Source organism: Bacillus sp. RK1064 (assembly GCF_051488405.1).
Taxonomy (GTDB): Bacteria; Bacillota; Bacilli; order Bacillales; family Bacillaceae; genus Bacillus.
This window is the reverse complement of sequence record NZ_JBPSCZ010000001.1, coordinates 1,747,597-1,764,095: the sequence shown is the minus strand read 5'-3', so window position 1 is coordinate 1,764,095 and position 16,499 is coordinate 1,747,597. Positions and strand designations below refer to the sequence as shown.

General features: G+C 41.1%; 22 protein-coding genes. 14 read left to right on the top strand and 8 right to left on the bottom strand.

What is annotated here, in order from left to right; genetic code table 11:
• Positions 1-21: 21 nt before the first annotated feature.
• The 4 genes from ACSSTM_RS09170 to ACSSTM_RS09155 all read left to right on the top strand — a co-directional run bounded on the left by ACSSTM_RS09170 (position 22) and on the right by ACSSTM_RS09155 (position 3,544).
• Entirely contained in the window at positions 22-786 is a 765-nt protein-coding gene (locus ACSSTM_RS09170) for a MerR family transcriptional regulator (protein WP_309416143.1), read from the top strand.
• Positions 783-1,112: an alpha/beta hydrolase gene (locus tag ACSSTM_RS09165; RefSeq protein ID WP_095286266.1), complete on the top strand. Its 330-nt coding sequence runs from the start codon at positions 783-785 to the stop codon at positions 1,110-1,112. The genes ACSSTM_RS09170 and ACSSTM_RS09165 overlap by 4 nt, the downstream gene beginning before the upstream one ends.
• Positions 1,109-1,762 (top strand): alpha/beta hydrolase family protein, encoded by a 654-nt coding sequence (locus ACSSTM_RS09160; RefSeq protein ID WP_420735095.1) that lies wholly within the window; start codon positions 1,109-1,111, stop codon positions 1,760-1,762. The genes ACSSTM_RS09165 and ACSSTM_RS09160 overlap by 4 nt, the downstream gene beginning before the upstream one ends.
• Positions 1,763-2,395: 633 nt before the next feature.
• Positions 2,396-3,544 carry a type II asparaginase gene (locus ACSSTM_RS09155; RefSeq protein WP_034666034.1) on the top strand — a complete coding sequence of 383 codons (1,149 nt, stop codon included), beginning with the start codon at positions 2,396-2,398 and terminating at the stop codon, positions 3,542-3,544.
• A gap of 33 nt (positions 3,545-3,577) precedes the next feature.
• Here the strand turns inward: ACSSTM_RS09155 and ACSSTM_RS09150 are convergent, their stop codons facing one another.
• Together ACSSTM_RS09150 and ACSSTM_RS09145 are read right to left on the bottom strand one after the other, a co-directional pair.
• Positions 3,578-4,477, bottom strand: coding sequence for an alpha/beta fold hydrolase (locus ACSSTM_RS09150; RefSeq protein ID WP_095286272.1), 900 nt, complete (start codon positions 4,475-4,477; stop codon positions 3,578-3,580).
• A 54-nt stretch (positions 4,478-4,531) separates the two neighbouring features.
• The gene (locus ACSSTM_RS09145; RefSeq protein WP_034666030.1) at positions 4,532-4,984 is read right to left on the bottom strand and encodes a MarR family winged helix-turn-helix transcriptional regulator; all 453 of its coding nucleotides are present in this window, start codon (positions 4,982-4,984) and stop codon (positions 4,532-4,534) included.
• Between the two features lie 241 nt (positions 4,985-5,225).
• Here ACSSTM_RS09145 and ACSSTM_RS09140 point away from each other — a divergent pair, with 241 nt between their 5' ends.
• The 3 genes from ACSSTM_RS09140 (at position 5,226) to ACSSTM_RS09130 (ending at position 8,206) form a co-directional block, all read left to right on the top strand.
• On the top strand, positions 5,226-5,831 hold the full coding sequence (locus tag ACSSTM_RS09140; protein ID WP_060595616.1) for a TetR/AcrR family transcriptional regulator: 606 nt from the start codon (positions 5,226-5,228) through the stop codon (positions 5,829-5,831).
• A gap of 31 nt (positions 5,832-5,862) precedes the next feature.
• Positions 5,863-7,062 (top strand): MFS transporter, encoded by a 1,200-nt coding sequence (locus tag ACSSTM_RS09135; protein WP_060595617.1) that lies wholly within the window; start codon positions 5,863-5,865, stop codon positions 7,060-7,062.
• A gap of 358 nt (positions 7,063-7,420) precedes the next feature.
• Positions 7,421-8,206 (top strand): GNAT family N-acetyltransferase, encoded by a 786-nt coding sequence (locus ACSSTM_RS09130; RefSeq protein ID WP_437404145.1) that lies wholly within the window; start codon positions 7,421-7,423, stop codon positions 8,204-8,206.
• Here the strand turns inward: ACSSTM_RS09130 and ACSSTM_RS09125 are convergent.
• Positions 8,201-8,674, bottom strand: coding sequence for a GNAT family N-acetyltransferase (locus ACSSTM_RS09125; RefSeq protein WP_034666017.1), 474 nt, complete (start codon positions 8,672-8,674; stop codon positions 8,201-8,203). The two genes, ACSSTM_RS09130 and ACSSTM_RS09125, sit on opposite strands and share 6 nt — an antisense overlap.
• Positions 8,675-8,727: 53 nt before the next feature.
• Between ACSSTM_RS09125 and ACSSTM_RS09120 the strand changes: the two genes are divergently transcribed.
• The gene (locus tag ACSSTM_RS09120) at positions 8,728-8,997 is read left to right on the top strand and encodes a YesK-like family protein (RefSeq protein ID WP_060595619.1); all 270 of its coding nucleotides are present in this window, start codon (positions 8,728-8,730) and stop codon (positions 8,995-8,997) included.
• On the opposite strand, the gene ACSSTM_RS09115 is transcribed toward ACSSTM_RS09120, so the two are convergent.
• A complete protein-coding gene (locus ACSSTM_RS09115; RefSeq protein ID WP_420735094.1) occupies positions 8,975-9,532 on the bottom strand; it encodes a GNAT family N-acetyltransferase in 558 nt (185 codons plus the stop codon). The genes ACSSTM_RS09120 and ACSSTM_RS09115 overlap by 23 nt on opposite strands.
• Positions 9,529-9,924: a VOC family protein gene (locus tag ACSSTM_RS09110; protein WP_034666005.1), complete on the bottom strand. Its 396-nt coding sequence runs from the start codon at positions 9,922-9,924 to the stop codon at positions 9,529-9,531. Before ACSSTM_RS09110 ends, ACSSTM_RS09115 begins: the two co-directional genes overlap by 4 nt.
• Positions 9,925-10,116: 192 nt before the next feature.
• Here ACSSTM_RS09110 and ACSSTM_RS09105 point away from each other — a divergent pair, with 192 nt between their 5' ends.
• The 5 genes from ACSSTM_RS09105 (at position 10,117) to ACSSTM_RS09085 (ending at position 13,560) form a co-directional block, all read left to right on the top strand.
• Positions 10,117-10,659 carry a dihydrofolate reductase family protein gene (locus tag ACSSTM_RS09105; RefSeq protein ID WP_052004395.1) on the top strand — a complete coding sequence of 181 codons (543 nt, stop codon included), beginning with the start codon at positions 10,117-10,119 and terminating at the stop codon, positions 10,657-10,659.
• Positions 10,660-10,768: 109 nt separating this feature from the next.
• Complete coding sequence (locus tag ACSSTM_RS09100) at positions 10,769-11,242, top strand: MarR family winged helix-turn-helix transcriptional regulator (protein WP_034665998.1); 474 nt, start codon at positions 10,769-10,771, stop codon at positions 11,240-11,242.
• On the top strand, positions 11,226-11,849 hold the full coding sequence (locus ACSSTM_RS09095; RefSeq protein WP_106038569.1) for a nitroreductase family protein: 624 nt from the start codon (positions 11,226-11,228) through the stop codon (positions 11,847-11,849). The genes ACSSTM_RS09100 and ACSSTM_RS09095 overlap by 17 nt, the downstream gene beginning before the upstream one ends.
• Positions 11,850-11,866: 17 nt before the next feature.
• On the top strand, positions 11,867-12,919 hold the full coding sequence (locus ACSSTM_RS09090; RefSeq protein ID WP_095286274.1) for an LLM class flavin-dependent oxidoreductase: 1,053 nt from the start codon (positions 11,867-11,869) through the stop codon (positions 12,917-12,919).
• A gap of 347 nt (positions 12,920-13,266) precedes the next feature.
• Entirely contained in the window at positions 13,267-13,560 is a 294-nt protein-coding gene (locus tag ACSSTM_RS09085) for a hypothetical protein (RefSeq protein ID WP_034665989.1), read from the top strand.
• A gap of 33 nt (positions 13,561-13,593) precedes the next feature.
• On the opposite strand, the gene ACSSTM_RS09080 is transcribed toward ACSSTM_RS09085, so the two are convergent.
• Positions 13,594-14,157, bottom strand: a complete 564-nt coding sequence (locus ACSSTM_RS09080) for a helix-turn-helix domain-containing protein (RefSeq protein ID WP_034665985.1) — start codon at positions 14,155-14,157, stop codon at positions 13,594-13,596.
• Positions 14,158-14,266: 109 nt separating this feature from the next.
• On the opposite strand from ACSSTM_RS09080, the gene ACSSTM_RS09075 reads away from it, so the two are divergent.
• Positions 14,267-14,854: a LysE family transporter gene (locus ACSSTM_RS09075; protein ID WP_095286277.1), complete on the top strand. Its 588-nt coding sequence runs from the start codon at positions 14,267-14,269 to the stop codon at positions 14,852-14,854.
• A gap of 4 nt (positions 14,855-14,858) precedes the next feature.
• Here the strand turns inward: ACSSTM_RS09075 and ACSSTM_RS09070 are convergent, their stop codons facing one another.
• Together ACSSTM_RS09070 and ACSSTM_RS09065 are read right to left on the bottom strand one after the other, a co-directional pair.
• Positions 14,859-15,419, bottom strand: a complete 561-nt coding sequence (locus tag ACSSTM_RS09070; RefSeq protein WP_437404144.1) for an N-acetyltransferase family protein — start codon at positions 15,417-15,419, stop codon at positions 14,859-14,861.
• Positions 15,420-15,546: 127 nt separating this feature from the next.
• Positions 15,547-16,440 carry a LysR substrate-binding domain-containing protein gene (locus ACSSTM_RS09065; RefSeq protein WP_095286278.1) on the bottom strand — a complete coding sequence of 298 codons (894 nt, stop codon included), beginning with the start codon at positions 16,438-16,440 and terminating at the stop codon, positions 15,547-15,549.
• Between the last annotated feature and the right edge of the window lie 59 nt (positions 16,441-16,499).

The following is a 16,499-nucleotide window of genomic DNA, read 5'->3' as shown; positions in this document are numbered from 1 at the left end:
TGTACACAAGGAAGGAATCTAGTGACGTATGTAACAAGTGGAGAAGTATGTAAGCTATTAAACATCACAAAGTATACGCTTCGTCATTATATAGAACAGGATCTCGTACGCCCTGCGAAGGTCGCTCAAAATGGATACCAATTATTTGATGAAAAAGAGATTTACACCCTTTATCAAATCCTCTTCTTAAAAAAGGCGGGCTTCTCTTTAAAAGATATAAGCGAGACCTTTTCGAATGAACAAAGTATCACTCTGTCCTACCAAGAAATGCTGGATCAGGTCGAGAAGCAAATACAGGAACTAAGCGAAGTGAAACAGCGTCTGGAGCATATGCTGTCGATTCAAAACAGCCTTCACCTTAATAAAACAACCATCCAAGATCGGCCAATTCGGTATTTAAAACAGATCCCGCATCATCTTCTAAAGGGTGAAACAGAGCTGGACTTTAAACAAATCGTTCATCAAAAGGAGCTGGATCTGTCTCTTTTTGAGGAGAGATATTATGTGATCAATCTGCAAGATGACACAACAATTTCTTATTATGTATCAAATGAACGTGATTATGATGTGAGACTGGATGCAGGTTCTTACGCGGTCAAAAGCTTTTTAGCTGGAGATGAAGAGAAGGTCATTGAAGAAATTGAGGCTTTTCTACATGAAGTATCTTTTACACAAGAGAGTGCACAACCTTCGTCTATCATCTTATATGAGAATGTACCAGTCTCTGTCGCGTACCAAAATTCAATGGTGTACACAGTTGAACAAGGAGCGGGGAATAGAAGATGAAAAAAAGGATTTGGCTGATCATCGCAGCAGCAGTACTCATTTTCATCGCAGCATTTATATTTTATGAAAACAGCTTTGCTATGAATGAAAAGGAAGTCGTCATGAAGACTGAGAATGGGGCATTATCAGGTATCGTGACCACGCCTAAGAAAGCGCCAATCAAAGGAGTTGTGCTTTTTGTACACGGGGATGGTCCACAAAATGCCACATATGACGGAGGATACAGACCCTTAATGGAACGCTTTGCAAAGCAAGGCTATGTGTCTATATCATGGGATAAGCCCGGGGTGGGTCAATCAGAAGGAAACTGGCTGCAGACAATGTGATCAAATGGGCGAAAAAAGAGCCTGATCTTCAATCAAAACAAATCATCTTATGGGGAGCAAGCCAAGCAGGCTGGGTGATCCCAAAAGTAATGGCAGATCGAACAGATATCACAGCCTCCATTCTTGTCGGGCCTGCTGTCAATTGGATGAGACAGGGAAGGTATTATACACTTCAAACATTAAAAGAAGCGGATGCATCTAAAGAACAAATTCAAAAAACACTCAAAAAAGAAGATGAGCAAAACAAATTATTAGTAGAAGGCGCAGCATTTCGCACCTATCAAAAGAAAACGGACGTTCAAGAGATGACAAAAGATCGATTTGAATTCATTCAAAAGAACATGAAAGCCGATGCCACTTCAGATATCAAGCGCATCCAATCACCGACCTATTTGGTTTTGGCGCAGAATGATCGAAATGTAGATTCTGCTGAAACAAAAAGGATCTACGAAAAAGAAGTAGCACCTAAATGGTTGCATGTTCAAACAATTAGAGGCGTAGAGCATTCAATGCTGAATCCGCTCATTCATCATTCAAACACCCTGATCACATTAGCAGCGATCGCCGCAAAGAAAGACTTCCTGCTTAGCCAAGCGTACTTGGATCACTGTGAACACATACTAGAGGAGCTAAAAACACCTTCACATTAGGTGTTTTTTTCATGCGTTCTTTGATAAAACAAAGAATCAAAGATCCATTAGATGAGACTGCTCACAATGACGATAGGCACACATGTCGAGCTCTCAATACCAAAAGCATGACAACCATTGCAATCAGTAAATAAGCAGCTAAATAAAGAGGATGGAAAGCCTTTGGCTGCAAAGAAAACAACAACTGCAAAGGAACCGCAAAAACGAAATAATAAACAAAAAAGATGGGAATGTAAAATACCAGGAACGCAGGCTCTCCCTGAATCGGTGGATAGAAGCATACGAACAGACTGAGTAAAATCGAACTAAGGAATAGTGTTATTAGGATTTTGTGAAATGATTGAAGCATTTGCAATACGTATACTTCTTTTTTGTAAAATTTACTATATTTTATCATAAATTGATGATCTAGTATTGTTTACTTTTATTGATTGAACAACCTCAATATCTCCTCTTTTAAAAGTAAAGTTAGGTATTTAGATGTAAATAAATGATTGTGATAATGACCATTTTTCCTTTATTTGGTTCTGTATCTTTCGCCTCATGCCGATGAATGAAGGAATGGTATAAAGTAAACCCTATAGAAAGAGATCTAGCTTTGAATCCATCACATTTAAGAAGAGAGATGATCGAATGAACGTAACAAAATGGTTAGGTGCTGTCCTTCTTTCTGCTTTATTACTGTCGACAGCAGCTTGTGCCAATACAAGTACCCAAGAGAAAAATCAAAGCGAAAAAGAAAGCGCAACTAATGAATCAAAGGACAAAACGACAGCCGTAGAAACAGGGAATAAGTCCTTATCTAATATTAAGGTATTAGCGACAGGCGGGACGATTGCTGGCAGTTCGGACAGTGATACAGATACGACAGGATATAAATCCGGTTCACTTGGCATCGATAAAGTCATTGCTTCAGTTCCTCAGCTAAAGGATATTGCAAACGTTACCGGTGAGCAGGTAGCGAATGTTGGCAGTGAAAATGTTGATAATGCCCTTCTTTTAAAATTAGCCAAACGAGTGAATCAACTCTTAAATGATGATCAGGTGGATGGCATAGTCATCACGCATGGAACAGACACACTTGAAGAAACAGCTTACTTTCTACATCTGGTTGTCAAAAGTGATAAGCCAGTTGTGGTCGTTGGCTCAATGAGACCAGCGTCTGCTATCAGTGCGGATGGTCCGCTGAACTTGTATCATGCTGTCAAAATTGCCTCTATAAAAGAAGCAAAAGGCAAAGGTGTCATGGTCACGTTAAATGACCGAATTGCCTCAGCTCGATTTATTACAAAGACAAACACGACCACAACCGATTCCTTCAAGTCACTTGAGCAAGGCTACATTGGAGAAATTGCTGGTGAAGTTGTTTCCTTCTATAACGAAACGACAAGAAAACATACAACTGATAGTGAATTTGATGTATCGAAAATAAAAGAATTGCCACAAGTCGATATTTTATATGGCTATCAAAATGATCAAAAATATGTGTATGATGCAGCTGTAAAAGCAGGAGCGAAAGGCATTGTCGTTGCCGCAGCAGGAAATGGAACGATGTCAACAGAAGCCATCAAAGGGGCAACAGATGCAGTGAAGAAAGATGTGGTCCTCGTGAGGTCAAGCCGTGCGGGAAATGGAATTGTGACCCACGAAAAAATGGATGATGAACATCACTTTGTGTCATCGGATTCATTAAATCCACAAAAAGCGCGCATTCTGCTTATGCTCGCTCTAACGAAGACAAAAGATCCAGATAAAGTACAGACATATTATGAAAAATATTAATGAAGAAAGGGACCCGAAGCTTCGGGTCTTTTTTTATGCATGTTCCTGATGATACTTTTCAGCACGTGTTTTTAAAGAGAGTAAAATATCTCGCCATATATCGTCTACATCTGTAAGAAAATGTCCCGCTTGATCTATATAATAGGTTTTGACGTTTGGAATACTAGGAGCCATTTTTTCTATTTCTGCAAATGGAGCCATCGTATCCTCTTTTCCATGCCATACATCAACAGGGATTTGTATATCTTTCATATCGAATGCCCATGGCTGCGAGAGCAAATATGGTTCATGAATACATTCATCCACCGATTGACGAGTGGCTTCGTGTAAATGCGTCATCATCATCTCGAGCTGCTCATCGGTTTGAAGGAATTGACGGTCCCATGGATGTAAATGTTTGTTCCCATTTTTGGCCAGCTTCTTAAATTTCTCTGGTTTTTTCTCAATCATTTTTTTCTGGGAACGATAGCTTGCTTTCAATAGCCAAGGGAACTTCTTACTGAGGAAAAAAGCCAGTTTGTTCTCTTTGAGCATACTCTTAGGCGGTTTTCCGTCCTGAAATGGCGTTGTACTTGAGATCAGAGCGGCTGAAAGGACTCGATTCGGCAATTGATAAGCACAGCCAGCAGCGAATGCGCCGCCTCCAGATACACCCATCACTGAAAAATGCTGAATGCCTAAATGATCTGCTACTTCCAGCATGTCTTTTGCCCAGTCTAAAATCGTGCGGTCAGGTTGAGGGGTAGATAAACCAAATCCAGGTCTGTCTAAACAGATGAGGCGAACACCGAGCTCTTTAGAGATTGGGTCATCATCTAAAAACATGACTCTTGATCCAGGTGTTCCGTGAAAAAAGAATACTGGAAACCCTTCAAGATCACCGTATTCACACAAACCAATATGACGTCCATCTTGTAAATGAATCCTACCCATATTTTCATCCCCTTAATAGTTTATCTAACTTAAATGTTGGAGAAAAACACCGGATTAAGGCGCTTCTTTCGCAATCTGATAGATTTTTTCGTATAGAGATAATAATGTTTTTAAATCTTCTTTTGGAAGCTTTGCATAGTATTTTTGAATAAGGTGCAATTGAATTTCTTCCGTATTCTTGTGATAGTCATGACCCTTTTGAGCAAAATCAACAATGATTTCTCTTCGGTTATGTGGATTAATTTCTCGTTTGACATAGCCAAGCTGCTCAAGCTTTGAGACAAGCTGGCTAGCGGCACTTGCCGAAATTGAAAAGTAATCAGCTAGTTCGTTGATTGTTCTCGTTTTTGTCCGTAATAATTCAAGTGTCAGCTCTTGTTTGGCTGATAAATCTGCATACTCATGTTTTAAAAATCGTTGATACTCTTCTACATAGATAGAGCCTAGTGCATTCGAGTATTCAATGATTTTTTTACCGTAATGAATGATTTCCTCATCCAATGACATCACCTCTATTCTATTATAGGCAATCCTTATTGTTAAGTGAAGTTAAATATTAAGAATTATTAAATGATGAGAGGGCATAAATGACCGTATTGTTTGTTTTCACATGATTCACTCCTTATGAATTCGATGACTTTTTCATTGTATTTTGAAAAAGATCCATTTATAATAAAAAAATAAACCAACTGGTCGGTTTTGATTTGTCCTTGCAAAGAAAAGCAAGGTAGAAGGGATTGTAAAAAAGATGACAAGTACACAAAGCGGGGCTGGAAAGAGCGAGAAGACGAAGCAAAAAATCGTCACCGCTTCTCGTGATTTATTTGCGAAAAAAGGATATTCAGAAACATCCGTGCGGGATATTCTAGAGGCTGCTGAGGTTAGTAAAGGCAATCTCTATCACCATTTTAAAGGAAAAGAGTTCTTGTTCCTTCATATCATGGAAGAGGATCACCGTTTGATGATGGAGACGTGGCATCAGGAGAAACAAACGATGCACCGGGCCATTGATAAGCTCGCCGGATTTGCAGAGCTGCTCAGTCAAATGGGGATTAATTACCCATTAATGAGAGCGAGTGAGGAATTCTGTGCAAGTGCCTTTACATCAGACGAGGTCATGGAACGGCTGAACAAGATTGATGCCGACTTTGATGATGTGATGAGAGACATCTTACTTGAAGGAAACGAAGATGGCAGCTGGTCAATTCAGCATGTGGAGTCAAAAGTGAAAATATTACTTTCCGTTTTTTACGGATTAGACGTGTTATATAAAAGTGACACCATCCAACAGAAGAAAGAGTTACAAAAAGAGGCGATCTCATTGTTTATTCACGGAATCAACCATCATGAGTAACAAGTGAGTCAGTAAAGGAGAAACAAACATCATGCAAAAACCGATTCGTGAGCAAAAAGCTGTACTCGTTATTTTATTAAGTAATATATTTATTGCGTTTTTAGGCATCGGTCTCATCATTCCTGTCATGCCGCTATTCATGAACGTGATGCATCTAACAGGAAGTACGATGGGATACCTTGTGGCGGCGTTTGCTGTGGCTCAGCTCATTGCTTCACCTATTGCAGGGAGATGGGTAGACCGCTACGGAAGAAAGATTATGATTGTGTCAGGGCTGTTTCTATTTGCGTTATCAGAACTCGTCTTCGGTCTTGGGACACACGTGTATGTGCTGTATTTTGCAAGGCTGCTAGGCGGCATTAGTGCGGCATTTATCATGCCGGCTGTCACTGCTTATGTCGCAGATATCACGACCGTTCAAGAAAGATCAAAGGCAATGGGCTATGTGTCAGCGGCCATTAGTACCGGTTTTATTATTGGCCCGGGCATTGGCGGATTTATCGCAGAATATGGCGTACGCCTGCCATTCTTCTTTGCAGCAGGGATTGCGTTTATTGCCGTCATTTCGTCTATGTTTATGCTGAAGGAGCCATTAACAAAAGAAGAGCGAGCGAAACAAATGGGTCAAGTGAAGGAATCTACTTTCTTTAAAGATTTGAAAAAATCGATTCATCCAAGCTACCTCATCGCCTTTATCATTGTGTTTGTCCTCGCTTTTGGACTATCTGCGTATGAAACAGTCTTTAGCTTGTTTACAAATCATAAGTTTGGATTTGGACCAAAAGATATTGCCGTCATCATTACCGTCAGCTCGATTGTGGCGGTCATCATCCAAGTACTTGTGTTTGGTAAACTGGTTAATGCCCTAGGGGAGAAAAGAGTCATTCAGCTATGCCTGATTGTCGGAGCGGTCCTTGCTTTCGTTTCGACAGTCGTTTCAGGCTTTTTGGTTGTACTGATTGTCACATGTGTCATTTTCCTTGCGTTTGATTTATTGCGACCAGCATTAACGACCTTCTTATCCAAAATCGCTGGAAACCAGCAAGGATTTGTCGCAGGGATGAACTCCACCTACACAAGCCTAGGTACGATTTTCGGCCCAGCACTTGGCGGCATTTTATTCGATCAAAATATACATTTCCCATTTCTATTCGCAGGTGTTGTCTTATTTCTTGGGTTAGGCTTAACCCTTATTTGGAAGGGGAAGGCAGAAGAGCCTGCGGCAGAATAACAGACAAGAGACCTTTATTGAGGTCTCTTTTTTTATGACTGTGGCTTCAGACGATTCAATGCTTCTGCCATTTTTTGATTTTGATGCTTTTTGTAAAACAGAAAGGCGATGATATGACCAGTCAGTGTCAGAAAGGCAATGCCGATGAAATAACATAATCAATTGCAGTAAAGCAGTCGAATATAACGCGGCCGCCCCTAATTGAAAGGCTAAATTGATGGCGGTGGAGATGAGAATGTTGACAGGTGCAGGGATGGTCAAGTAGTTCCACAGTAAAGGGTAAAAAGAGTCACTGCATGCGCGCAGCTTTTTATTTATAATGGAAGGAAAGAACATGTTCGTGAAAGGAGGGAGCACTGTGCATCTCTTGGAGAAGCAAAGGTCACCATCGATGAAAGAAGGAATTCGCCAGATCGACCCGGCATATCCAGTGTTTGTAGATGCGGTCATGGATGGTTTCATACAAGGACATCTGTATGTAGATGATGCAGTGCACCCTCTTGTTTTTTTTCTTGAAGCTGCATGCGGCATTTATTATGTTGCAGGCAAGAGAGAAGCGGAGCTGTCACGCTGCTTGGCCTTCATTGTGGATGTTTACGAAAGACAGAGAAGACAAAACGGCCGGTTTACCGTATTTTCAGCGAATCAATCAACAGATGTGATGATGAAAAAATGTCTTGGTTCACATCTGAATGAGATGGAAAGACATGCGTACGTTTTTCCGCAGGCACATTCTTATGTCGATGTGCCTCATCCGGGCTATAGAGTAGAGCGGACAAATGAACAGGTGATCAATGCAAGCAGGGCTTTTCCTCCTAGCTATTACGAAGCCTATTGGGGGAGAGCGGCGCGCTTTCTATCAAAAGGAATCGGAGTTGCCATCTTAGATGGAGAGAACGTGGTGAGTGAATGTGTCTCCATTTTTTCAAGTGAAGATCGTGTGGAGATAGATATTTGGACAGAAGAAGCCTGCCGGGGGAAAGGTTTGGCGCAGCTGGCAGGTCAGCATATGATCAGGAGCTGTCTTGAAAATAAGAGGACACCGCATTGGGATTGCGATGTCCATCACCTAACTTCGATCAAACTGGCAGAGAAGCTAGGCTTTCAGCGGACAAAAACCTATCGAGTGTTTTATGGCTCATGATGAGAAGGTTTTGAGATACCAAGCATCCATCGCAGAATGCTCAGAGCCATCAATCGGTTCAGAGAGAAGAGAAAAGCCATATCGCTGATAAAGGCCGGTGGCTGCAGTTAATTCCTGGCGGGTTTCTAAATAACATGCTTCGTAGTATGTAGAGGCATATTGCAGCGCCGTATCCATCAGTTTTTTGCCCGCACCTTTTCCTTGTGCCTTTGGACTTAAATAAAGCTTTTGTAATTCACAGATGTCGTTTGTAAATGGAGCAATGCCTACGCCGCCTACAATGTCACCATTCTCTTCAGCAATCCAATAGGCTGCATGAGTCAATGATTGATAGTATTCGAAAAGCTGGTCAAGGTGGGGATCAGTGTAGGCAGTTCCTTCAATCGCCAAATTCGCCGATTCTAGTGACTGGCGGATAATCGCTGCGATATACGGATTGTCTTTTTGCTCAATGGGTCTAATGTTCATTGGAAGTACCTCCATTGTTATAAGATAAAAAAGAGAATGGGAGTTGAAACAACATGTTTTGGCTGCAAACCGCTATTTTTACAATCGTTGTATTGTGTCTCTCATGGTGGGCAGGGAAAAGACGCAGACACCGTCATGCGGGGCTAATCCTCCCTATATGCTTCATTCTATTTGGATTGGTTTTATTGATATCCAGTTTCTTCATTGGCAGATGGGAAGGCATGGCGCTTAGTATATCAAGCATCTCTATCGTTCTCTCTTCCATGATTTGTTTGATCATCGTCACAGCGATTCAATTTTTTAAAAAAGATGACCCTTCTTAAGCGGGGCATCTCCACTGTTCATCTGATTGTATTCTTCACGAAGGATGCCCATGATGATCACATCTGAGTAGGTTCCATTGAAATAGAGTGCTTGGCGTCTTTTCCCTTCATATTGAAATCCGGCTTTCTCATAGCTTCTGAAGGCTCTTGGATTATGGGAAAAGACTTCGAGCTCAAGACGATTGAGTTCTAATGTATCAAAGGCGAATGCTTGAACCATCCGGACAGCTTCTGTACCATAGCCCTTTTGGAAATGTTCTGGTCCATGAAGCGCAATGCGGAAGCTTGCCGTATGATTAATTGGATCAATGTCCACAATCGCCGCATCCCCAATCATTTCTTTCGTGTCTAGCAGACAAATGGCGAAATCTCGTCTGCTGTCATCTTGTGAAAATCGGGTATAGGCTGAACGAATCTCTTCTAGTGTGAACGTTTTGCGTGTGCCAGTCATATAAAGAGTTTCTGCATGCTGGCATCCTCTTTGAATACCAGGATAATCCTGCTCTTCAATCGGTCTCAAAAATAAGCGGGTCATGACGGATCACCCTCCTCTATATATCGAGAAATTTCAATTAAATTCAGATCAGGATCACGGATATAAACAGATTCAATCGGACCTAATGTACCTGTGCGCCTGACTGGCCCTTCTTCAATAGGAACCACTTGCTTGCGAAGGTGCAGCAGCAGACTATCCATATCTAAATCGGTGATAAAGCACAAATCACTAGAGCCAGGAAGTGGGTGAGCCGCTGCCCGTTCAAATTCATGACCAGCTTCATGAAGGTTGATCTTCTGTAAACCAAAACGAAGCGCTTTACGGCCTTCTCCAAAGGTTTCTTCCTTCATTCCTAATACGTTTGTATAAAAGCGAATGGTGTCCTCCATATGTTGTACAGTCAACACGATATGATCAAGTCGTCGTATCATCAGTCTCTCCTCCAAGTATGATCATTGATTGAACTGATTTTATTATATCATTACCTGAAGAGGATACCTTATTGAATCACGGTTTTGAAGACATGAAAATGGAAGATGGCAAACCCATGTATCCTTTGTCTTTCCTTTCTGATACAATGGGGATGGAATATATGTTCTTATTTAGGGTAAGGAGTGATGGGATTGAGTCAGAAAAGGAAGCTGCTTTTTTATGGGGCGATGAGTATCGATGGCTATTTAGCGAGAGAGGATCACCGGCTCGATTGGCTAATAGGAACAGAGGGCGAGGAAGAAACGAGCTATGATGACTTTTATGCGTCAGTTGATACGCTGATCATGGGGCGAAATACATATGAGCAGGTTCTTCAGCTGTCACCAGATGAGTTTCCTTATGAAGGAAAGACTTGTTATATCATGTCACGTACTTTACAAGACAGTCTGAAAGGAACTCATATCATTCGAGAAGATATCTTATCATTTGTGAAAAAATTAAAAGATGTACCAGGTCAGCATATCTGGATTGTCGGCGGCGGGGAACTGCTTCAGTCTTTCATAAAAGCAGGATTGGTTGATGAGCTTTACCTTCAAATCGCACCTGTCATGATTGGGAGAGGCATTCCTCTGTTTTCCCCAGCGGATATGGAATCCAGGTTTTCATTAAAAGAAGTACAACAATACAAGCAGATAGCTGAAATGCATTTTGTCTTAAAAGAAGAGGATCACTGACCTGAGGTGGTCTTTTTTTTATGAAACAAACTCGTTGACAATAAAATATCCTAGTGTTAGGATAAATTTATCCTAGTTTTAGGATTTCTTGAAAAAAGGAGTAGTTGCCATGGTGCAGCATGAACATGAATTAGACTTAAGGCTATTCCGCGTGTGGATGAAAGCCTATCAAGCTCTTTTTACAAATATCCAAAAAGACATTGAACGTTATGATATCGGATTTGAGAACTTTCAGATCCTTGAATTGCTCTATAGTAAGGGGCCGCATCCTGTCCAAAAGATCAGCGACATCCTGTCAATCCCAAGTGGAAGCATGACATATGTCGTGAACAAACTAGAAAAACAAGAGCTGGTGAAAAGGCAATGTGCACCCTCTGATAAACGTGTATTTCATGTATTGCTGACGGAAAAAGGAAAGCAATTGTTTGATGACATTTTTCCTAAACACACAGATGTCATTTCGCAAAACCTATCCTTTATTGAAAAAGAAGAAAAAGAACAGCTCATTGAATTACTAAAAAAAGTCGGTTTAGGTGCAAAACAACTTCACGAAAAGGGGAAACAAGATGACACTCAGCTTTGATACATTGGTACGTGAAAGACGATCCGCATCAAATTTTTTGCCAAATATCTCGATTTCGAGAGAAGAGCTTAACAGCATATTTGAAGAAGTCAAAATGGCACCATCTGCTTTTAACTTACAGCACACACAATATGTCGTCGTCCAAACAGAAGGTCTCAAAGAACAAGTAAGAGAAGCTGCATTTGGACAATATAAAGTTCATTCCGCCTCAGCATCAATTATTGTACTTGGAGACCCAAATGCTTATCAGCAAGCGGGGAACATCTATGAAGGTCTGAAAATGCTTGGCATTTTAAACACGCAGCAATACGAAGAAATGGTCAGAGAGACGATGACCTTTTATGAACAGAGAGGAGCGGATTTTCAGAAAGAAGAGGCGATCCGCAATGCTTCATTATCTGCGATGCTGTTTATGCTCTCCGCCAAAAACAAGGGATGGGACACGTGCCCAATGATCGGTTTTGACCCTGATGTCATGAAAAAGGTGTTAAATATCGAGTCGGATTTGGTTCCTGTGTTAATGATCACACTCGGAAAAGAAAAAGTAGAGAGCAGACAAGCGAGAGGCTACAGAAAGCCAGTCTCTGAATTCGTAACATACTTATAAGATAGGGGGTTCCACTCATGGAACTAGGAATAAGTACATTTGTAGAAACAACACCTGATTTTCAAACAGGAAAAACAGTCAGTCACGCACAGCGTATTCGAGAAGTAGTCGAAGAAATTATTTTAGCAGATCAAGTCGGCCTTGATGTATTTGGAGTGGGTGAGCATCATCGACAAGATTTCGCTGCATCGAATCCAGCTGTCGTCTTAGCGGCTGCGGCAACACAAACAAAGAATATCCGCCTGACAAGTGCAGTGACAGTCCTTTCATCAGCAGATCCTGTTCGTGTCTTTCAGGATTTTGCAACATTAGATGGACTATCCAACGGGCGTGCAGAGATCATGGCAGGCCGTGGTTCATTTATTGAATCATTCCCGCTGTTTGGCTATGACTTAAATGATTATGAAGAATTATTTGAAGAAAAGCTTGATTTGCTGCTCAAATTACAGCAGTCCGAGCGTGTCACATGGAGCGGAAAGCATCGCCCATCTATTCAAGATGTTGGGGTATATCCAAGACCTGTTCAAGATCCGCTTCCAATTTGGATCGGCAGTGGGGGAAACCGTGAATCTGTTGTACGCGCTGGATTATTGGGGCTGCCGCTAGTACTTGCCATCATTGGCGGGAGTCCTAGACAGTTCGCACCGCTTGTACAGCTGTATAAGCAAGCGGCAGTGCACGCTGGACATGACCCAGAGAAATTAACCGTAGCGTCACATTCGCATGGATTTGTTGCGGAAGAAACAGATCTTGCAGCAGACCAATTCTTCCCTTCCACACAGCATGTGATGAACACGTTAGCAAGAGAGCGAGGCTGGGGTCCATATACTCGTTCTACATTTGATGCAGCGAGAACGTTAGAAGGCGCGCTGTATGTAGGAGATCCAGATGCAGTGGCAGAGAAAGTGATTCACCTTAGAAAAAATGTAGGAATCACGCGCTTTATGCTTCATGTACCGGTTGGTTCAATGCCGCATGATCAAGTATTAAAAGCCATTGAGTTATTTGGAAAAGAAGTCGCTCCTAAAGTAAGAGAAGAGGTTGCTCGCTGGGAAGCAGAGCAAGCATAACGAAAAAGGTCGATCAAGTGCATAGGCTTGATCGACCTTTCTTATGCTTAAGGATCAATGACACAAGGTTTCACTGTAGGGCATGAAGCAGCAGAAGCAAGTGGTGTGGTCGTCAAGGTGAAGAGGAAAACAAGTTGAAAACAGATGAGCCATTTTTTCATGAAATCACCTCCGTTCACAATTGTTTGACGGAATGAGATGAGGATAAAAGCACAGAAGTATAGAACACTCTCTATCCAACATAAGACAATCATATCATAATTTTCAAAAAAATGAAAAAATATCTTATAGAAGTACTAATATATGGTATGGTTAATATGTTCAACAAAAAAAGGGAGGGATTTTTTATGAAAAAGGTCATGTCTTCAGTTTTGGTTGGAGCAATTGTCTTAACAGGTGCCGGGGTCACAGCTGCTCCAGTGGAAGCAAAGGAGCAAACAAAAAGTGAAATAACCGTTCAGGCGAGTCGAACTGTCTCAGAAACAAGAACGTATACGACCTCGAACATCCCAGAAAGTATTGTCTATGCAAAGGATGGCTGGGTCGGTATTTTAAAACAAACCTCTATTGAAGAATTAGGATTAGGAAAATACAGAGTCACATTTACTGGAACGGTTGTACGTGATCCGGGATTTAATTAAATAAAACGCAAAGCTGACAGGTGGACAAGCCTGTCAGCTTTTTTCATGAGGATAATAAAGAATCATTTGCAGCCGGACCATTTGTTCTCCGGTTTGTTTATATGCATGCGAACGGTCCGCTTTAAAACGAATGGAGTCGCCGGCCTTTAAGCTGTATTGCTCATCACCAATGGATATATCAAGCGCTCCCTCAAAAACAGTGATCAATTCCTCTGTTCCGCCAATATGTTCATTCGCATGCAGCGACCCGCCAGGATCAATTTCTACTCGGTACACTTCAAATTTTCCCCGGTCATCAAAGGGAAAAGTCGTATACACACGATATCTCCCGTCATCTTCCGTTAAAATCTGTGCATCTTCCTTGCGTACCACCTTGATTTCAGGCTGTGGTGCGTAAATAAGCTCACTAAAAGACACCTTTAATCCGTTGGCGATTTTCCACAAAGTCGTGATGGTAGGGGTTGATTCTCCTCTTTCAATTTGTCCAATCATGGTTTTACTGACACCAGTTAATTCTGCCATCTTTTCTAGGCTTAATTTTTTTTGATCTCTAAGAAGCCTCACATTTTTAGAAATAATCGATTGTACATCTTCCATGAAAAAACTCCTTTCTCTATTTACTTTATAAAGACCAAACGTTACAATAAAACGTAACATACGCAATAAAGTAATTAAAGTCTTAATAACGCACGAGGGAGGCGGCAACTTGATTCTTTCTATGTTGATCTATGCTTTTGTGAGCAGCTTTACCCCGGGGCCAAACAACATCATGGCCATGGTCTTTACGAATAAGTATGGGGTCAAGCAAACATTTCGATTTTGTTTAGGTGTGGGTATCGGATTTCTCGTCATTTTGTGTTTGAGTTGCTTCTTTAATATCATTCTTTATCAAGTGATGCCGAAAATAGGCTGGGTCATGGCGTTCATCGGAGCCGCATACATGATTTATTTAGCTGTCAAAATCATGAAAAGTAAAGGCGGGGATGACGAAACCCTTGACCGCTACAATCATTTTGTTCCTGGTATGATGCTGCAATTTATCAACCCAAAAGCGATCTTGTATGGGTTGACCGTGATTTCAACCTTTGTTTTGCCATATGGACAATCTAATATGCATTATGTGATATGGACATTGATTCTCGCACTTATTGGCTTTCTCGGTACATTCAGCTGGAGCCTATTTGGCTCTTTATATAAGCGCTTTTTGACTGCTTACGAAAAACCGTTCCAGTTTGTCATGGGGCTGCTTCTGATATACAGTGCGATTTCAATGGTATGGGGCTATGTGATGTAAGTAGTCAGAAGCTTGGCCTCTGCCTGCCCATCACAACAGTATTGTAATAAAGTCCATCTGCCAGCCGTTTATCATTTTTTAATACCCCTTCAATCAGAAAGCCATGGCGCTCATATAACCGAATGGCTTTTTGGTTGGTTTCCAGCACGTGAAGTGACATCTTCGACATCTTCTGGATGCCTTGCTGATCAGCCCAGTCAATAGAAGCGGCTAAAAGCTCTTTGCCAATGTGATAGCCCCAGGCATCCTTTTGTATGGCGATGCCAAATGTCACTTTGTGAGCAGAGCGCTTGAGTGAATGTCCCTCACATCTAGAGAAACCGACAATCTCTCCTTCAATATCAGCGACCAAAAATATATGCCTGCTTTGTTTGGCATCCTCTTGAATCAAAACCTCAAAATCTTTTTCATGAAGAAAGGCTTCGCCTGGTTCACGGTCTAAATATTCTGTTTCACCATCAATTTTCAGTCTGAGAGCTGATAACTGCTTGGCATCGCCAATTGCAGCAGAACGAATACGATAGGTCAAGTCACGAACGGTGAATAAGTTTTCAGAGATGATCATTGAACAGAGCACCAACCTTTCTTTCCATTATGTCTATCATACCTGAAACGTGTACATAGCAGGTTAAAGCTTTTAAGCCTGTCTTATAGATAAGTATTTTTTAATCCAGCTGACCCTGGCTGGATCTTCATGATTTAGACTGAGAACTTAAATAAGCTTCTCTCACAACTGTTAAAAAGTGGTCAGCGACGGTTGATGTATCATCTTGTCTCCATGAAACATATAAATTTACTTTTGGTGTAGTTTCTTGGATTTTTCTATAAACAACCCCTGCGCGTTTTACGCTTTCTACTGAGGATGGAACCACAGAGATTCCCATTCCTGCAGCAACTAAATTAACAATCGTATGCATTTGAATAGCTTCCTGAACTACGTTTAAACTTATGCTATTTTCCCAAAAGTAGCTGATAATTAAATCATAAAATGCTGGACCTAGATGACGTGGAAACATGATAAATGGTTCATTGGCTAATAAATGAATTGGAACTTTGGGAAATGAAGCTAAAGGATGATTTTCTGGCAAAACCAAGCTTAATGATTCCTCACAACAAATTTCTGAGGTAAGTATCTTATTATTTTGGTTAGAACGAATAAATCCTATTTGAATTTCTTTCTTATATAGTGCTTTTAACTGCTGTTCTGTAGCCATTTCACATAAGACAAGATGGATGTTAGGGAAATTTTCTCGAAACCTTTTAATAATATCGATCACAATATCAGTAGAATCTACGAAACCGATCGTTAACTGACCGATCCTTCCGTCATCTGCAAGTTGTGTTGCTTTAATCGTTCTATCTACTTGAAGAAGCGTACGGCGGGCTTCTTCTAAAAATACTCTCCCAGAATCTGAAAGTTTAACCTGTCTTTTCGTTCTATGAAAAAGCGTAACACCTAACTCTTCTTCTAATTTACGAATTTCTTGACTTAATGGAGGCTGTGCCATTTTAAGACGTTCAGCTGCCCGGCTAAAATTTAGTTCTTCAGCAACCATGATAAAATAACGTATTTGTCTCAGATCCATTTTTTATGCCCCCCTATAAATTTCATACTTGCTTATTGTGTAAAATGATTACGAAGGAT